Origin of the sequence: Chelativorans composti (genome assembly GCF_039541695.1) — a bacterium.
Taxonomy (GTDB): domain Bacteria; phylum Pseudomonadota; class Alphaproteobacteria; order Rhizobiales; family Rhizobiaceae; genus Chelativorans; species Chelativorans composti.
This window is the reverse complement of the sequence record NZ_BAABGS010000073.1, coordinates 48,746-64,392: the sequence shown is the minus strand read 5'-3', so window position 1 is coordinate 64,392 and position 15,647 is coordinate 48,746. Positions and strand designations below refer to the sequence as shown.

Below are 15,647 nucleotides of genomic sequence, written 5' to 3'. Positions count from 1 at the left end.
GGTCAGATCCCCAGATAGCTGCGTTGCAGTTCGGGGTTCGACATCAGCTCGGCGGCAGGGCCTGCCAGGCTGATGGTGCCGTTCTCGAGTACGTAGCCAGTGGTTGCGATTTCCAGTGACTGGGCCACGTTCTGCTCGACAAGCAGGATGGTCAGGCCTTCCTCGTTCAGGCGCCGGATGAGGTTGAACATTTCCTCCACCAGCAGCGGCGAGAGGCCGAGGGACGGCTCGTCCAGAATGAGAAGCTCCGGCTCCGCCATCATGCCGCGGCCGATGGCGAGCATCTGCTGCTCGCCGCCGGAGAGCGTTCCCGCCTTCTGCTCGAAACGTTCCTTCAGCCGCGGGAAGATCGAAACGATGCGCTCGATGTTCTGCTCGCGGCGCGAGCCGGCACGGCGGTAGCTGCCGAGGATCAGATTTTCCCGCACCGTCAGGTTCGGGAAGATGAGACGGCCCTCCGGCACGAGCACGAGGCCGGCGTCTACCATGCGGGCGGCGTCGCGGCCGGTCACGTCCTCACCGTTGAAGCGGATGCGTCCCGCCCATGGGCGGATGAGGCCCGACAGGACGGAGTTGAAGGTGGTCTTGCCGACGCCGTTGGAGCCGAGGAGCGCCACGACGTCGCCGCGGCTGATGGTGAGGTCGATGCCGCGCAAGACCTCCACCGCGCCATAGCCCGCGCGAAGGTCTTCGACCTCGACGATCAAGTCTTGCTGCGTCATGCTCCGGCCTCCTCACGCTGGCGCTTGAGACGCTCCGCCATGCCATGGCCCAGATAGGCCTCGATCACGGGCTGGTTGTTGGCGACATCCTGCGGCTTGCCTTCGGCGATCAGCCGCCCCTGATTGAGGACGAAGGTGTATTCGGACAGGCTCATCACCGCCTGCATCACGTGTTCGATGAGCAGGATGGTCACGCCGCTGTCGCGGATCGCCCGGATCACCGGAATAACGTCGCGGATCTCGCTCGGGTTCAGGCCGGCCAGGACCTCATCGAAAAGGACGAGTTTCGGGTCGGTCGCCAGCGCGCGGGCGACCTCAAGGCGCTTGCGGCCTGCGACCGTGAGCGAGGCGGCGTCCTGGTCGAGACGGTCGCCGAGGCCGACCTTCTCCGCCACTTCCCGCGCATGGTCGAGGGGGTCGCGGCGCGAGGCGTGGTGTAGATGCGCGCCGACGGCGATGTTCTCAAGCACCGTCTGCCCGGCGAAGGGCTGAACGATCTGGAAGGTGCGCACCATGCCCGCGCGGGCGATGTCGCTGGGCTTCCAGCCGGTGATGTCCTGGCCGCGGAAGTGGACAGTGCCCGCGTCCGGCCTGTGGAAGCCGGTGATGAGGGCGAAGAAGGTCGTCTTGCCGGCACCGTTCGGGCCGATCAAGGAGACGAGGGCGCCTTCCTCGACCTTCATGGTTACGCTGTCTACCGCCTTCAGGCCGCCGAATGACTTGGAAATGCCTTTCACATCAAGCATTGGCGCGCCTCCGGCCAGAGGTCCCGCCGCGGATCACCGAGTCGATGCTGATCAGCCCGCGGGGCAGGAACATGACGATCACGATGAGCAAGGCTCCGTAGATGGCAAGCGCCACGCCCGGCACGTCGCCCACAAAGTGGCGGGTCATTTCGGACAGGAAGTGAATGACGCCCGCGCCGATCAGCGGCCCGAACAGCGTGCCCATGCCGCCGATGATCGGCACCAGCAGGGCTTCGATCGAGACGGCAGAGCCATAGGCGATCGACGGGTCGAGATAGAGATAGAACTGGGCGTAGAAGACGCCGGCGAGCCCCGTGAAAAAGCCGGAAAGGGCAGCCGCGCCCATCTTGGTGCGGAAGACATCGACGCCAAGCGCGCGAGCGGCATCCTCGTTGTCACGGACGGCCATCAACCAGGCGCCGAAGCGCGAGCGGCCAATCCACCAGACGCAGAGGAAACAGGCGAGGCACATCGCCCAGACCACCCAGAAATAGCCGCGGTTGTCGGCGAACTGGAGATTGGAGAAACGGCGGTCGAGCTGGAGCAGCAGGCCGACGCCGCCGCCCGTGAAGCTCACGGAGTTCGAGAGGATGCGCAGAACTTCCGCGAAGGCGAGGGTGACGAGCGCGAAGTAGGATCCGCGCAGGCCGTAGCGGAAGCTCGCGAAACCGACGATGAGGGCTACGGCGGTGGCAAGCAGGGCGCCCGCCAGGAGGCCGATCCACGGATTGATGCCGAACTGGATCTGGAGCACGGCCACCGTGTAGGCGCCGGTGCCGAAGAAGGCCGCGTGGCCGAAGGAGAACTGGCCGCCGTAGCCGCCAAGGATGTTCCAGGCCTGGCCGAGCAGGACGATGTAGAGCACCGCGATGATGGTGTTCATCGTCGGCGCGGACTTCACCCAGAACGGGCAGGTGGCAATCAGCGCGAACACCACGAGTAGAGTGACGAGTTGTCTGGCGTTGACCATGCGCTCCACCTAAACCTTGTGGCCCAGCAGTCCGGTCGGGCGGAACAGCAGGATCAGGATGAAGATGGCGAAGATGCCGACCTGGCCCAGGCTTTCGCCCAGGAAGAGGCCGCCCATCGCCTCGACGATGCCGATGATGAGGCCGCCGATCATCGCGCCGATGAAGGAGCCCATGCCACCGAGCACCACGATGGTGAAGGCGATCAGCACGAAGCTGTAACCGACCTGCGGGCTCACGTAATAGCTGGGCAGGAGCAGGCAGGCGGCCACGCCCAGACAGGCGATGCCGATGCCGAAACTCATGGCGAAGACATGCTCGACGTCGATGCCGACGAGGCGGGCGCCCTTGCGCTCCTTGGCGAGCGCGCGAATGGCACGGCCAAGGTCGGTACGGGCCATGAAGACCCAGAGAAGACCGGCGGTAATCAGCGCGCCGAAGAAGGCCACGACCTTGGGCAGCGGCAGGAAGGCGCCGGCGAACTCGACGACCTCAAAGGAATAGGGCGTCTCGATCGTGCGGGTGTCGGAGCGGAAGAAATAGAGGGCGAGGTTCTCGATGATGATCGACATGCCGAGGGTGACGAGCAGGATGTTCTCGTCGCGGCCATGGCTTGCCTTGCTGATCACGAACCGCTGCAGGACATAGCCGATCGCAAACATGGCGGGCGGCACGATCAACAGCGACACATAGGGATCGATGCCAAACAGCTGGTGCAGGAAATAGACCCCGTAGAGCGCCATCATCAGCATCGCGCCATGGGCGAAGTTGATGATGTGCAGTACGCCGTAGATCAGGGTGAGCCCAAGCGCGACGAGAGCGTAAAGCGCGCCGGTCGTCAGCCCGTTTATGAATGAAGGAATGAGGATGACCGCATCGACCATCGAGGCACCTTCCGTGGAGCGCGGACCGCAAAGGGTCCGCGCCTGTTGCATTCGTGGTGGCTGCCGGGATCAGGACCGCGACGGCATCGGGAAGACCACCTCGGCAGAGGCGAACTCCTTCGGCAGAACCACCTCGATGTTGCCGTTCAGCACCTGGGTGTTCACCGCGCGGGCGCCGAGGTTCTGGCCGTTCTCGTCGATCTGGGTCGGCCCGTAGGGCATGCCGTGGTCGGAGAAGGTCGAGGTGCGCAGCGCCTCGATGATCGCCTCCTTGTCGGTTGAACCGGCGCGCTCGATGGCGTCCGCCAGGAAGGCCACGGCGTTATAGGTCAGGAACACCTCGTAGGTGTAGTAGAGCCCCTTGGCCTCGGCTTCCGCGCGGCGCTTCAGGGCGAGCTCCGACTTCGGATCGTACCAGTGGTTGCAGTCCATGATGTACTCGGCCGCCTCGGGGAATTCCTTCACGAACTGGACGTTCGAGGCGGCGCCGCCGAGCACCGAGTAGATGGCCTTGGCCTCGATGCGCTGCTGGCGCAGCGTGCGGGCGAGCAGCACGTACTCGTTGTAGTAATTGGCCGGGATGATGATGTCGGGCTTCAGCGAGCGCAGCTGCAGCGCGATGTTGGTGAAGTCGCGGGTTGGGTTGGCGTGCTTGATGACCTGCAGGACCTCGATGCCGATCTTCGGCAGCTCCGCCGCCAGCAGCTCGGCGGTGCCGGTGCCGAACAGCGACTCCTCGTGAATGATGACCGCCGTCTTGGCCTGACCGCCGGCGTTGATCTCCCTCAGCGCCTCGATCGCGGTGGCCGCCACCGAGCCGTAGCCGGGCGCGAAGCGGAAGGTGTTCTTGAGGCCGCGGTCCATGATGTTGTCGGCCACCCCCACATCGACCACGTGCGGTGTGTTGGTCTTGGCCGCTTCCTGCGAGGTGGCGAGCGTCACCGCCGAGGAATAACCGGCGACAACGGCGCAGGCGCCTTCCTCGATAACACGGGCGGTTTCGGACGCGCCGAGTTCCGGACGGCCCTGGCTGTCGCCGAGGATTGCCTGAAGCTTGGCGCCGCCCAGTGACTTGATGCCGCCGGCGGCATTGATGTCGGCGATGGCGAGTTCAGCGCCGGCGCGGCTCTGGGTTCCGGAGAATGAGACGAAGCCCGTCACCGGATGGACCAGGCCGATCTTGATCGGCTCCGGTTCCTGAGCGCGCAGGACGGCCGGAAAGCCGGTCACCAGCGCGGCCGTGCCCGCACCCGCCAGGAACTGGCGGCGTTTGATGTGTTTGCCGAAAATTTCCTTCATTGTCGTGCTCCCCTCACGTTAGGTGCTATTTTACTTCCCCTGCGTCCGAGCCGGCGTATCCGGCGCGAATGACTGCCAGCGCATGCCCTCCTTCCGGCGCACGCGTTTCAGATTCATCTCAAACTGGTACTTGTCCGGCCGGTAGAGCACCCGCAGGAACTCGACCGGGCGGTCGTTCATGTCCCGCACGATGCGGCGAACATCCAGCAGCGGCGAACCGGCGTGGATCTCCAGCGCACGCGCAACCTCCGGGTCGGCAAGCGTCGCCGAAATGGACTGGCGGGCATCGGCAACCCGCACGCCGTGGCGCTCCATCAACGTCAGCAGCGGAAATGCACCCAACTCATCCCGGTCGAAGGACCTGCCAATGTCCTCCGGCACGTGGGTGATGAGATAGGACATGGGCTCGCCGTCGAGCAGGCGCACGCGAACGGTCCGCTGCACGGTGGTGTCGGGCGCGAGCTGCAGCGCCTCGGCAACCTCCGGCACGGCCGGAATGTAGTCGAACTCGAGCACGCGCACGTCGGTGGCAACGCCCATGAGCGAAATGTTCTCGAGCCAGCCTTCGACGGAGGTCTTTACGCGGGGCGGCGGTGGAGCGTCACAGACGCGCGTCCCGCGGCCGCGCTCGCGCACGACGAGGCCGGCGTCGGCCAGCTCGTTCAGAGCGCGCTTGGCCGTGATGCGGGAGACCTGGAAGAGCTCGGCCAGTTCCTCCTCGCCGGGCAGCAGTGTGCCCGGGCGAAGCTCGCCGGAAAAGATCTGGTTACGCAGAATGATGAGGATCTGATGGTAGAGCGGAACGCGCGAGGTGGGGTCGATCAGCGCCCGCCGCGCGATCACCGGTTCGCGGGACTGGTCCTTTTCGGTACCTGTGAGCTTCAGCTGGCTGTCCACAAAAGCCTCCCCCGCCAACGCCTCACTCATCGATCCCGTAGCGTTGACTTATGGTATAACAATATACCATTATGCCATATGTCAACCGGTTTGTGGTGGCTGTGGAGGAGGGTTCATGCCGGTCGTCAATGTGACGTTGATCGAGGGCTATCCGGAGGATGTACGGGTCCGTCTGGCCGAGCGGATCACGGATGCGGTGGCGGCCACGCTGGACGCGCCGCTCGATGCCATCACGGTGATCGAGAACGAGGTGAAGCCGGCGAGCTACATGCGCGGGCGGACCGGCAGGCGGCCGGGGGCTGCCCAGCTTGTCGCGGGGGAGCTGGTCGAGCGGTTTTTGCGGCTGATGGAGGAGCGAAAGCTCGACGAGGCGAAGACGTTCCTCGGGGAGGATTTCGTCATGGTGTTTCCGGGTGCGAGCGGCGGGACGGAAATGCGCAGGCTCGAGGACCTGGTCGCTTTCTCGGCGACGCGATACCGCTGGGTGAAGAAGCGCATCGACAGCATTGACGAGGCCTATCGCGGCACGGTGACGACCGTGATCGTCACCGGCACACTCTATGGCGAGTGGCAGGACGGCACACCCTTCGAGAACATTCGCTTCGTCGACCGGTTCGAGATCGAGAAGGGCAAGTTCCGCCGCCAGCAGGTGTGGAACGATCTCGCCATCGCAATGGCCGCGCGAGGCTGACGGCGGCGCCTATCGCCTGAGGTGACGTGCCGGCAATCCCTGGTGCGGACGCCGGCACCGTGGGGCTCAGGTCGCCGAGGCCGCTGGACTCAGCGCGGACGCAACTTGCTTCTGAGCCAATTTGGCGTGCGGCCAGGCGGAATGGTCGAGATCGAGGTCCGGGAAGGCGGCGGGCTGGAAGACCGGCCGCTCGATGCCTGCCTTCAGCTGCTGGCGGAAGTCCTCCAGAAGGCGCAGGCAGGTCGGGAACAGCATGATCATCGCCATGAGGTTCACCACAGCCAGCAGGCCCATCAGCGGGTCGGAAAAGAAAAACACCGCGGTTGCGCCCGGGGCCGTCGCTCCCAGGAAGACAACCGCCACGACAGCCCAGCGCAGCACATGGACCAGCACGGGCTGCGCCGTCATGACCTTCAGTGCCGTCTCTCCGAGGTAATAGTTGTAGATGATGGAGCTGAACGCGAAGAGCAGCGCAGCGACGGTCAGGAAATACTGCGACCAGCTGCCGACCTGGCTCACCAGCGACTGCTGGGTGAGCGCGATGCCATCCACCTCAATCCCAGGCTGGTAGACGGGGCCGAGCAGAATGATGAAGGCTGTGCACGAACAGATGACGATCGTGTCTATGAACACCGACAGGGACTGGGTGATGCCCTGACTGATGGGGTGACGCACGTCGGCGGTGGCGGCAACATTGGGGGCCGAACCGAGACCGGCCTCATTCGAGAACAGTCCGCGGCGCAGGCCCTGCGAAACCGCCGCTCCGATCCCTCCGCCGACCGCCTGTTCCAGCCCGAAGGCGTTGGCAACAATCGACCACAGCACGCGCGGGAGCTCGGTGATGTTTGTAACGATTACCGCCAGCGCCAGGCCGATGTAAACAAAAGCCATAATGGGAATGATCACGTCCGAAGCCTTGGCGATGCGGCGGATGCCGCCGTAGACGATGACGGCTGTGAGCACCGCCAGAAGAATCCCGGCCCACATGCGATCGATCCCCAGACTCTCGTGGACCGCACCGGCAAAGGTGTTGCCCTGAAACGCATTGAAGCCAAAGGCGAAGGCCATCAGCAGACAGACGGCATACAGGACAGCGAGCCACCGGAAACGCTGCCCCAGGCCGTAAACGATGTAGTCAGCAGGTCCGCCGCGGTAAGTACCGTCGCCATTGGATCGCTTGTAGAGCTGGGCGAGGGTGCACTCGACCAGGCTGGTCGCCATGCCGATCAGGGCCACGGCCCACATCCAGAACACCGCGCCGGGTCCGCCAAGGGAGATCGCCACGGCGACACCGGCGATGTTGCCGCCGCCAACACGTCCGCCGACAGACACCAGCAGGGCCTCGCGATCGCTGATGGAATTCGCGTTGCCGGTCCGGTTCCGCGGTGAAAGGACGCGGAACATCCGAAAAAAGTATCTGAATTGAACGAAGCCGCTCATCATCGTGATGAACAAGCTGAATACTACGAGGAGCGGGATCAGGGCCCAACCCCATGTGAGGTTTTCAATAAACTCGAAGAAACCGGAGGGCCGCAATTCTTTGCTGGCAGGGCCGCAAGCGCCGCCCCCCGGGCTCATCCGCGTGAGCACCGATGACGGTGGCTGTTCCGTTCACGGACGGGTTCGCCCTCTCGGGGCCGGGCGTAAACGCTGGCGTCTTTCACGCGGCCAACTGATAAACGCGGAGCCGGGTAGCAGACCGTTGGGGACATCCTGTCCCAGTATTGCACATGTTGATAGCGATATCGCTATCGCTTTACCCCAAATGGGGGTTGCATTCACGTGATGTAAACGTGACGTTTATGTCATTTTGGCACGCCGTGCTGCCTATACGGCCCGGATGAATCTCGGGTTCCACAGCATGGCTTCAGCCGGTCAAACTGAGAAGGGCCGGACAGCGCAGTGCTGTCACAGCCACGGGGGACGGAATTGGTCATGGTTCACAGGGTGCATCTCACGGGAGCCTTCAATCGTTCGATTGCTCCGGCCACGCGTCGAGCCGGACACAAGACGTCAGCACTGTCATGCTCCCGCATCCTGCGCGGCGGCCGGGTTGCGAAGTGGAAGGGCCGGGTCGCAAGTTTTGCTCCATCGGTGACGGAGCTCTTCACGTGCATGGGCGGACTCGGGCTGGCGGCACTGCTGGTTGCAGGAATGGCAGCCGGTTCCGCTGCCGCGGCCGATCTTTTCTGGGCGCCCGACGGCAGCCTCGGCGGGGCCGGCCGCTGGGATCTGGACATTACCGCGAACTGGTCGCAGAACAGCGACGGGAGCGGCCCATACGTTCCATGGACGGACCTTTTCGACCGAGCAATCTTTGCCGGCACGCCCGGGACCGTGGAGCTCTATGGCGACATTCACGCCAGCCGCCTCACCTTCGACAGCAAAGGTTATGAGCTCTACGGGGGATCGCTGACTCTCATCGGAAACTCCGCGATCAGGGTCACCGGCGTGGACAACGAGGTCACGGCAAGATCGAAAATCATTGGCGAAGTGCCCGGTCTTCGATCGTCATCGAGGGTGGGGGCACCCTTGTCGTTACGGGTGATTTGACCACTGCGGGTGATGTCAGGCTGAACGGGAGCAAGCTGGTCCTGGACAGGAGCGCGCTTGACGCACCGAGCGGCGGTGTCCTGATGACGGATCAGGACGGCACGGGGGCGTCGCTCGCCGTTTCCGGCCTCAATGCACATGTAAACGCCTCCTGGATCGAAATGGGTAAGGAGACGAGTGGCGGAAACGTGGCGCTCACGGTCGATGGCGTGGCCCAGGTCAATCTGGACGAGCACCTTCACGTCGCCCGCGATCTCAATCAGGTGGCGACGATCAACGTGTCCGGCGGTGGGACAAAGCTTACGGCGCGTTCAATCAGGCTCCAGCACCAGAAAAGCCTGACCTTCGAGGTGAAGGACGGGGGCCGCGTCTCGACGAGCGACTTCCAGCTCGGCGAAGGGCCCGACACTCCGCTCGACGGGGGTGAAACCGTCGCGGCGGTGACCGTCTCCGGCGAGGGAAGTATCCTGGAGGCCGGCACAGTCCGCATTCGTCACAGGAATGCCGAGGTGAATGTCCTGGAAGGCGCATCATTCTGGACGGGCGACCTGCAGACGGGGGTGGCGGGCGAAGATACAAGGGGTGTGCTCGCCATCAATGTCGCCGGGACGGATGCCAAATGGGTGGTCGGGAACACCGCAAGCCTGAACTATGGAACGCTTGGGGTTTGGAACGGCGGCACGTTTGACGCAGCAACGGCAATCGTGGGCGGGACGGCGCAGATCCAAATCAGCCGCACCGGTAAGTTCGACGCGGACAAGGCCAGCCTTTCCGATGCCGCCCAAGTGGTGATTACGAACGGCGGGCAGTTTTCGGCCGTCCAGGCAGCCATCGACGGCAATGCGGTCATCGCCGTTTCGGGTGGAACGCTGGCGCTGACGGCCGTGGAATTCGGCGGCGCGTCGCGGGTGCTGGTCTCCAATCAGGGATGGCTTACCGGTGGAGGGGTCGTCGTGTCGGACGCGGCTCGCGTAAGGATCGAGGGAGACAGCAGGTTCGCCGCTGCGGCTGCAGCTCTCTTCGACGCGGCAAAAGTGGACATCGTCGGTTCGCAGTTCCACGTGTCCGGCGGCAGCCTGTGGATCGACGGCAAGGATGCCGCGCTGACGGTGTCGGACGGCGGAACGGTAACCGCGAAGACCAAGGATGGCGGCATCCTGCTCGGCCGCTCGGGCAGTGGCACTCTCAACATCGGTGCCGCGGAGGGCGATGCAGCCAGGGCGGCCGGAGTCGTCGACGTGACGGCGATCATGTTCAGCAGCACGGGCGCCACGCTGATCTTCAATCATACGAACGAAGACTACAAGTTCGACGCGCCGCTGGAGGGTGCGAGCGGCTCCGTCAGACACTACGCCGGTACAACGGTGCTGACAGCAGACAACTCGAACTTCGTGGGCCAGACCCTGGTCCTGGGCGGTACGCTCCAGGTGGACAGATCGCTGGGTGGCCAGGTCATCGCAGACCTTCAGGGCAGGCTGACCGGCAATGGCGCCGTGGCCAGTCTGGAGAACGCCGGCGTGGTTGCGCCGGGACAGGGCGAGAACTGGGGCACGCTCACCGTCACCGGCAATTACGTCGGCAGTGGCGGAACCGTGGAAATCAAGACCTCGCTGGGCGGCGATGGTTCACCGACCGACAGGCTGGTGATCCAGGGCGACACGTCCGGCAAGTCCTTCGTGCGCGTGGTCAATCGCGGCGGCCAGGGCGCCCAGACCGTTGAATGCATCAGGATCATTGAGGTCAGGGGCAGGTCGGAAGGTGTCTTCACACTGATCGGCGACTACACGATCGAGGGAGAACCGGCGGTCACTGTGGGCGCCTATGCCTACCGGCTGTTCAAGAACAGTGTTTCCAACCCTCACGATGGCAACTGGTATCTCCGTTCGCAGCCGATCAATTCCGACCCTGGCTCCGAACCTGAACCGCTCTACCAGCCCGGCGTTCCGCTCTACGAAAGCTATGCGGGGGTTCTGCAGCAGCTGAACCGGCCCGACACGCTGCAACAGCGTACGGGTGGCCGCGTCTGGACGAAGCGGGAGGACGCAGCGGAGCTGCCTCAGGCGGACAACGGCGCGGGCGTCTGGGCACGCATTCGCGCGGGTCACGACAAGCATGCAACGCACGGCTCCACGAGCGGGACGGCGTTCAGCGCGAACAGCTGGGCGCTTCAGGCGGGCGCCGACATGGTGCTGGCCGAAACCGAGGCGGGGCGGCTGGTGGGCGGCCTCAGCGTTCAGGGCGGGACGGCTTCCGCGCGGGTCCGTTCGCCGCACGGCAACGGCACGATCGACACCACCGGCTTCGCCGTTGGCGCGACACTGACGTGGTATGGCGCCAACGGCTTCTACGCCGATGGCCAGGCTCAGTTCAGCTGGTACGAGAGCGATCTGCACTCTGCCACCGCCGGTGTGGATGTGGTGAAGGGCAACAGAGGCAAGGGTCATGCGCTGAGCCTCGAAGTTGGCCAGCGTTTTGCGCTGAAGGACGGCTGGTCGCTGACTCCGCAGGCGCAGTTCATCTATTCGTCGGTGGACTTCGACCGGTTCGTGGATGCGTTCGGCGTGCCGGTGGCGCTGAAGCGCGGCAAGCAGGCCGCCGGCCGGCTCGGCCTTGCGGTGAACCGCGAAGCGGAGTGGCAGGGCAAGACCGGCAGGATGCATGCGGATCTCTACGGAATTGCCAATCTGTACCACGACTTCAGCGGCGGCTCGAAGGTCGGGGTGGATACGGTCGGCTTCCGGCGCGATGGACACACGCTCCGTGGCGGGCTGGGCTTTGGCGGCAAGCTGAGCTGGGGTGACGGTCGCTACGCCGTTTACGGCGAGGCAAATCTCAGCACCGATCTGGAACACTTCAGCGACGGCAATGCGGTCACGGGCACGCTCGGCCTGCGCATCGCCTGGTAGTGCGGGTGGGCACGGTGCAGACTAGCGCGGGGCTCCAGTCGCATGTCGCAAGCACGACGCATATCGCGGAACACCGTGAGCTGAATTTGTACAGGAGGAGTGCAGACACTTCCGGACCGGTCGCGCACATGACCGAAACTGGGAGGATGGCCGCGATCGGGGATATCGGGATTGTCTGCGGCAACAGGCAGTATCGTTGCAATGGTTCTGGGTGGGAAACAGGCAAATCATCTCGGATTCAACGCGCTGCCCCAGGCGGCGGATGCACGCGGAAAGCAGGCAGGCCTGCGGTTCCACCGCTTGCTATGCGGCGGAAGAGTCGTGAAGTGGAGAGGCAGGGCGGCAAGCTGCGCTCCGGGCGTGGCGGAAATCTTCACAGGACTTGCCAGACGTGCTCTGCCGGCGCTGCTGGCGGCGGCTGTCACCGGCACAGATGCGTGGGCCGAGGATCAAGCCGAGCTCTATCGCTGGTGGGCTCCGTACAGGGATAGCGGCCCCGGCGGGCCCGGTTTGTGGAACACGACCGATCCGACCTGGAGCACCAAACCGGATGGAAGTGGGCCCTACACCTTGTGGAACAATGTCCGCGGCGGCATTGCCGTCTTCTCCGGCAAGCCGGGAACGGTCACCGTGGTGGAAGGCGAAATGGTCGCCCATGGCCTCGTGTTCGAGACGGACGGTTACAGGTTCGAAGGATGGTCGACGGTATCCCTGGCTGCCAATCCGACGATTACCCTCGCTGGCACTGACATCACCGCGACGTTCGAGAACACCCTGGCCGTCAAGGAGTCCGACCTTCTTCGCATCGCCGGTGGCGGCAGGCTGGTCATTGCCAAACTTCTCCAGGCGCCCGGTGTCGAAGTCCGGATCGAGGGAACGCGCGTCGCCCTGCAGGGCAACGCCGTTTACGAGGGTGGAGACGACGGCAGCTTGCTGATCGCCGGAAACGAGGATGGAAGCGCGAGCCTGACACTCACCGGCCAGAGCGCATCCATGACCACCGGGCTGGTGGAGCTTGGGGAATTCGTAACCGGCAGCGGGCGTGCGGCCTTCGTGCTGGAGGGTGGAGCCAAGGCCCGGGTCAACGACCTTGTCTTCAACCTGGGTGAAGACCTCGTTTCGACGGTGGACGTCACGGGCAAGGCCGCCTTCAACCCATCGAGACTGAGCGTGCAGACTCTTGCCGTTTATCATCAGAAGAGCGCCACGGTGAGCGTGACCGACGGCGGTGAGATCGACGCCACCCATCTGCAGATCGGGGGCGAGCCTGGCTTCGACCCGATCTGGGAGGACACGGCCGCTACGATAAACGTCTCGGGCGATGGGCGCCACCAACGGCAGTCAGCTCACCGTCAGCTCGGCCTACCTCTCGGAAAATTCGCGGATTGACGTTGCGGGCGCGAGCGGTCTGACGGTTGGCAACATCAGCATCGCCGGCTCGTCGCAGGTGAACGTGACGGGCGGGCCGGCAGTGACGCAGATGGTGGAGCTCAGCGATGAGGGACTGCTCAACGTTTCCGATCGCGGGCAGTTTACCGCCGGGATCACGCGCACCCGCGGCAGTTCGCGGATCGCCCTTTCCGCGGGCAGCACGTTTACCACCAGCAACGTTCTCATGTACGACACGTCCCGGCTTCTGGTGACAGAAGAGGCGAAGCTGGGGGCAAACTCCATCGCCACCCTGGGGTCTCAGCAACTGCTGATCGCGGAGGGCGGTCAGGTTCGAGCGGGGGAGGCATACATTGCCGGCCGCTCTGAGGTGCGCATCGAAGGCGGGAGGCTGGAGGCCGGAAAGGTGAGCCTTTTCGACTCGCAGCTGCTTATCACTGGGCCGGAAGCGGCCCTCACGATCGGCGATGGCGGAGATTTCACCCTGGGTGGGCAGAACGTCGCGATCACGCTTCGCGACGGCGGCGCGCTGAACATGCCTGGCACGCTGACACTTGCTTCCGAGGTGGCAACGCTCAACATTGGTGGAGCGGTCGGCCATGCTCCATCTGCTGCGGCGGGCACGCTGCTGGCGTCTGCCGTCTCGTTCCAGGGGCAGGGGAGCAGCATCAACTTCAATCATAACGAGACCGGATACGTTTTCTCCGCGTCGATGGTCTCATGGCAGGAAGGCCGCGGCACCATCAACCAGCTTTCCGGCATCACCAACCTGACAGGCGACAATTCAGGTTTTTCCGGTACAACCTCCGTGCTGGGCGGCACGCTGCTTGTGAACAATGCCCTTGGCGGTGCCATCCTCGTGGGCGAGAGCGGGCGGCTGGGCGGCAGCGGTCTCATCGGCAGCGTGGCGAATGCCGGCGTGATCGCGCCTGGCTACAGTGTCGGCACGCTGACCATCGCGGGCGATTATGCCGGCAACGGCGGCGTGCTCGAAATCGAGACGGAGCTGGCCGGCGGCCTGGGGACATCCGACCTGCTGATCGTGCAGGGAAGCACGAAGGGCAACACGTTCGTGCGGATTACTGACCGGAGCGGACTGGTGGCGGCCCCGGACGTTGGACTCAAGATCGTCCAGGTCGAAGGGGAGTCGAACGGTACGTTCACGCTGCTCGGTGACTACGAGATCGGAGGCGAGCCGGTTCTCGTGGCCGGTGCCCAGGTATACCGCCTGGTCAGGAACGACACCGTCGATCCCGATGACGGCGACTGGTATCTGCGGTCGAAGGGTGGGTCCGAGCCGTCCTATCAGCCCGGCGTGACGCTCTACGAGAGCTATGCCGGCGTGCTGCACGCGCTGAGTGGCCTCGATACGCTGCAGCAGCGCACGGGCAACCGTTCCTGGTTGCGGGAGGCAGGCAATGCAGAGAAAGCCGGCGACGATGGCAAGGGCATCTGGGCGCGCATCCGCGGCGCGCATGACAAGCAGGCGGCGCATGGTTCAACGAGCCACGCATCTTACAGCTCCAATGGCTGGATGTTGCAGGCAGGCGCCGAGCTGGTGCTGTTCGAGACGGAGGCCGGCCGGCTGGTGTGCGGCGTGAATGTGCACGGTGGTTCGGCCTCGGCACGCATCCGCTCGCATCACGGAGACGGTTCGATCGACGTGCGCGGATGGGGTGCGGGAGCGACGCTCACCTGGTACGGCGAGAGCGGTTTCTATGCGGACGGCCAGGCGCAGTTCAGCTGACACAAGAGCGACCTGCATTCCTCAACCCTCGGCCGTGACCTGGTCACGGGCAACAGGAGCAAGGGCCACGCGCTGAGTTTCGAAATCGGCCAGCGTTTTGCGCTGAAGGACGGCTGGTCGCTAACGCCGCAGGCGCAGCTTGCCTATGCGTCGGTCGATTTCGACGGCTTCACCGATGCTTTCGGCGCGCTTGTATCATCGGGCTCCGGCGACAGGGTTATCGGCCGGCTCGGCCTTGCGGTGGGTCGCGAGGTCGAGTGGCAGGACGAGAATGGCAGTGGCCGTTCGACCTTCTATGGCATCGCCAACCTGTTCCACGATTTCAGCGGCGGACTGAAAACTAACGTGGGCGGAACGGAGTTCGTCCGGGGCGGTCATACGCTCCATGGCGGGCTCGGCCTCGGCGGCAGCATCAGTTGGGCGGATGGACGCTTTGGCGTTTACGGCGAGGCAAATCTCAACACCGATCTGGAACACTTCGGCGACGGCAATGCGGTCACGGGCACGGTCGGCCTGCGGGTGTCGTGGTGAGGCAACGAACCGGAACCGTAGCGGCTTAGCGTGTACAGGCCGCTCCGGTTCTCCGGGCGAAGGCCGCATTTCCACAAGACCGAGGGGTCTTATCGCTGCAGGCAGTTACAGCATGTATATACCTCAAATGGGGGTTGCGCTTGATTATCATAAGCGTGACCTATAATGACAGTTTAGTCCGGGTATATCGTGCGTGTACACGTCATCATATTCGCAGGTTGGCGAGATAGATATCTGAAGCGGGAGGATAACCTCGTCGAGGCGGCAGATATTGTCGGCGTCATTAGACGGTTCAATACATGGTTTGGGGCGGG

At 64.2% G+C, this 15,647-nt stretch carries 11 protein-coding genes and 1 pseudogene; 5 read left to right on the top strand and 7 right to left on the bottom strand.

The features are described from left to right. Nucleotides 1-2: 2 nt before the first annotated feature. The 6 genes from ABD906_RS13885 to ABD906_RS13860 are packed head-to-tail and all read right to left on the bottom strand — an operon-like array spanning nt 3 to nt 5,516. Nucleotides 3-704 (bottom strand): ABC transporter ATP-binding protein, encoded by a 702-nt coding sequence (locus ABD906_RS13885; RefSeq protein ID WP_345100152.1) that lies wholly within the window; start codon nt 702-704, stop codon nt 3-5. A gap of 14 nt (nt 705-718) precedes the next feature. Continuing rightward, nucleotides 719-1,468 (bottom strand): ABC transporter ATP-binding protein, encoded by a 750-nt coding sequence (locus ABD906_RS13880; RefSeq protein ID WP_345100011.1) that lies wholly within the window; start codon nt 1,466-1,468, stop codon nt 719-721. Beyond that, nucleotides 1,461-2,438, bottom strand: coding sequence for a branched-chain amino acid ABC transporter permease (locus tag ABD906_RS13875; RefSeq protein ID WP_345100010.1), 978 nt, complete (start codon nt 2,436-2,438; stop codon nt 1,461-1,463). The genes ABD906_RS13880 and ABD906_RS13875 overlap by 8 nt, the downstream gene beginning before the upstream one ends. Nucleotides 2,439-2,447: 9 nt before the next feature. Further along, nucleotides 2,448-3,371, bottom strand: a complete 924-nt coding sequence (locus ABD906_RS13870) for a branched-chain amino acid ABC transporter permease (protein ID WP_345100009.1) — start codon at nt 3,369-3,371, stop codon at nt 2,448-2,450. 18 nt (nt 3,372-3,389) lie between these two features. Continuing rightward, entirely contained in the window at nt 3,390-4,619 is a 1,230-nt protein-coding gene (locus ABD906_RS13865) for an ABC transporter substrate-binding protein (protein WP_345100008.1), read from the bottom strand. Between the two features lie 30 nt (nt 4,620-4,649). Next, nucleotides 4,650-5,516, bottom strand: a complete 867-nt coding sequence (locus ABD906_RS13860; RefSeq protein WP_345100007.1) for a GntR family transcriptional regulator — start codon at nt 5,514-5,516, stop codon at nt 4,650-4,652. Nucleotides 5,517-5,631: 115 nt separating this feature from the next. Between ABD906_RS13860 and ABD906_RS13855 the strand changes: the two genes are divergently transcribed. After that, nucleotides 5,632-6,207, top strand: coding sequence for a tautomerase family protein (locus ABD906_RS13855; protein ID WP_345100006.1), 576 nt, complete (start codon nt 5,632-5,634; stop codon nt 6,205-6,207). A 66-nt stretch (nt 6,208-6,273) separates the two neighbouring features. Here ABD906_RS13855 and ABD906_RS13850 read toward each other — a convergent pair whose 3' ends face one another. Continuing rightward, a complete protein-coding gene (locus tag ABD906_RS13850) occupies nt 6,274-7,785 on the bottom strand; it encodes an alanine/glycine:cation symporter family protein (protein ID WP_345100005.1) in 1,512 nt (503 codons plus the stop codon). A gap of 357 nt (nt 7,786-8,142) precedes the next feature. Between ABD906_RS13850 and ABD906_RS13845 the strand changes: the two genes are divergently transcribed. The 4 genes and pseudogenes from ABD906_RS13845 to ABD906_RS13830 all read left to right on the top strand — a co-directional run bounded on the left by ABD906_RS13845 (nt 8,143) and on the right by ABD906_RS13830 (nt 15,333). Next, complete coding sequence (locus ABD906_RS13845) at nt 8,143-8,760, top strand: hypothetical protein (protein WP_345100004.1); 618 nt, start codon at nt 8,143-8,145, stop codon at nt 8,758-8,760. 83 nt (nt 8,761-8,843) lie between these two features. Continuing rightward, complete coding sequence (locus tag ABD906_RS13840; protein ID WP_345100003.1) at nt 8,844-11,666, top strand: autotransporter family protein; 2,823 nt, start codon at nt 8,844-8,846, stop codon at nt 11,664-11,666. Nucleotides 11,667-11,987: 321 nt separating this feature from the next. Further along, a complete protein-coding gene (locus ABD906_RS13835; RefSeq protein ID WP_345100002.1) occupies nt 11,988-13,055 on the top strand; it encodes a hypothetical protein in 1,068 nt (355 codons plus the stop codon). Beyond that, a pseudogene (locus ABD906_RS13830) lies at nt 12,988-15,333 on the top strand (autotransporter family protein). Before ABD906_RS13835 ends, ABD906_RS13830 begins: the two are co-directional and overlap by 68 nt. The last annotated feature ends 314 nt before the right edge of the window (nt 15,334-15,647 follow it).

Coding starts and splice junctions, on each gene's coding strand:
- ABD906_RS13880 (WP_345100011.1), bottom strand. CDS start 1,468: ATGCTTGATGTGAAAGGCATTTCCAAGTCATTCGGCGGCCTGAAGGCG.
- ABD906_RS13875 (WP_345100010.1), bottom strand. CDS start 2,438: ATGGTCAACGCCAGACAACTCGTCACTCTACTCGTGGTGTTCGCGCTG.
- ABD906_RS13870 (WP_345100009.1), bottom strand. CDS start 3,371: ATGCAACAGGCGCGGACCCTTTGCGGTCCGCGCTCCACGGAAGGTGCC.
- ABD906_RS13865 (WP_345100008.1), bottom strand. CDS start 4,619: ATGAAGGAAATTTTCGGCAAACACATCAAACGCCGCCAGTTCCTGGCG.
- ABD906_RS13855 (WP_345100006.1), top strand. CDS start 5,632: ATGCCGGTCGTCAATGTGACGTTGATCGAGGGCTATCCGGAGGATGTA.
- ABD906_RS13850 (WP_345100005.1), bottom strand. CDS start 7,785: ATGAGCCCGGGGGGCGGCGCTTGCGGCCCTGCCAGCAAAGAATTGCGG.
- ABD906_RS13845 (WP_345100004.1), top strand. CDS start 8,143: ATGGTTCACAGGGTGCATCTCACGGGAGCCTTCAATCGTTCGATTGCT.
- ABD906_RS13840 (WP_345100003.1), top strand. CDS start 8,844: ATGACGGATCAGGACGGCACGGGGGCGTCGCTCGCCGTTTCCGGCCTC.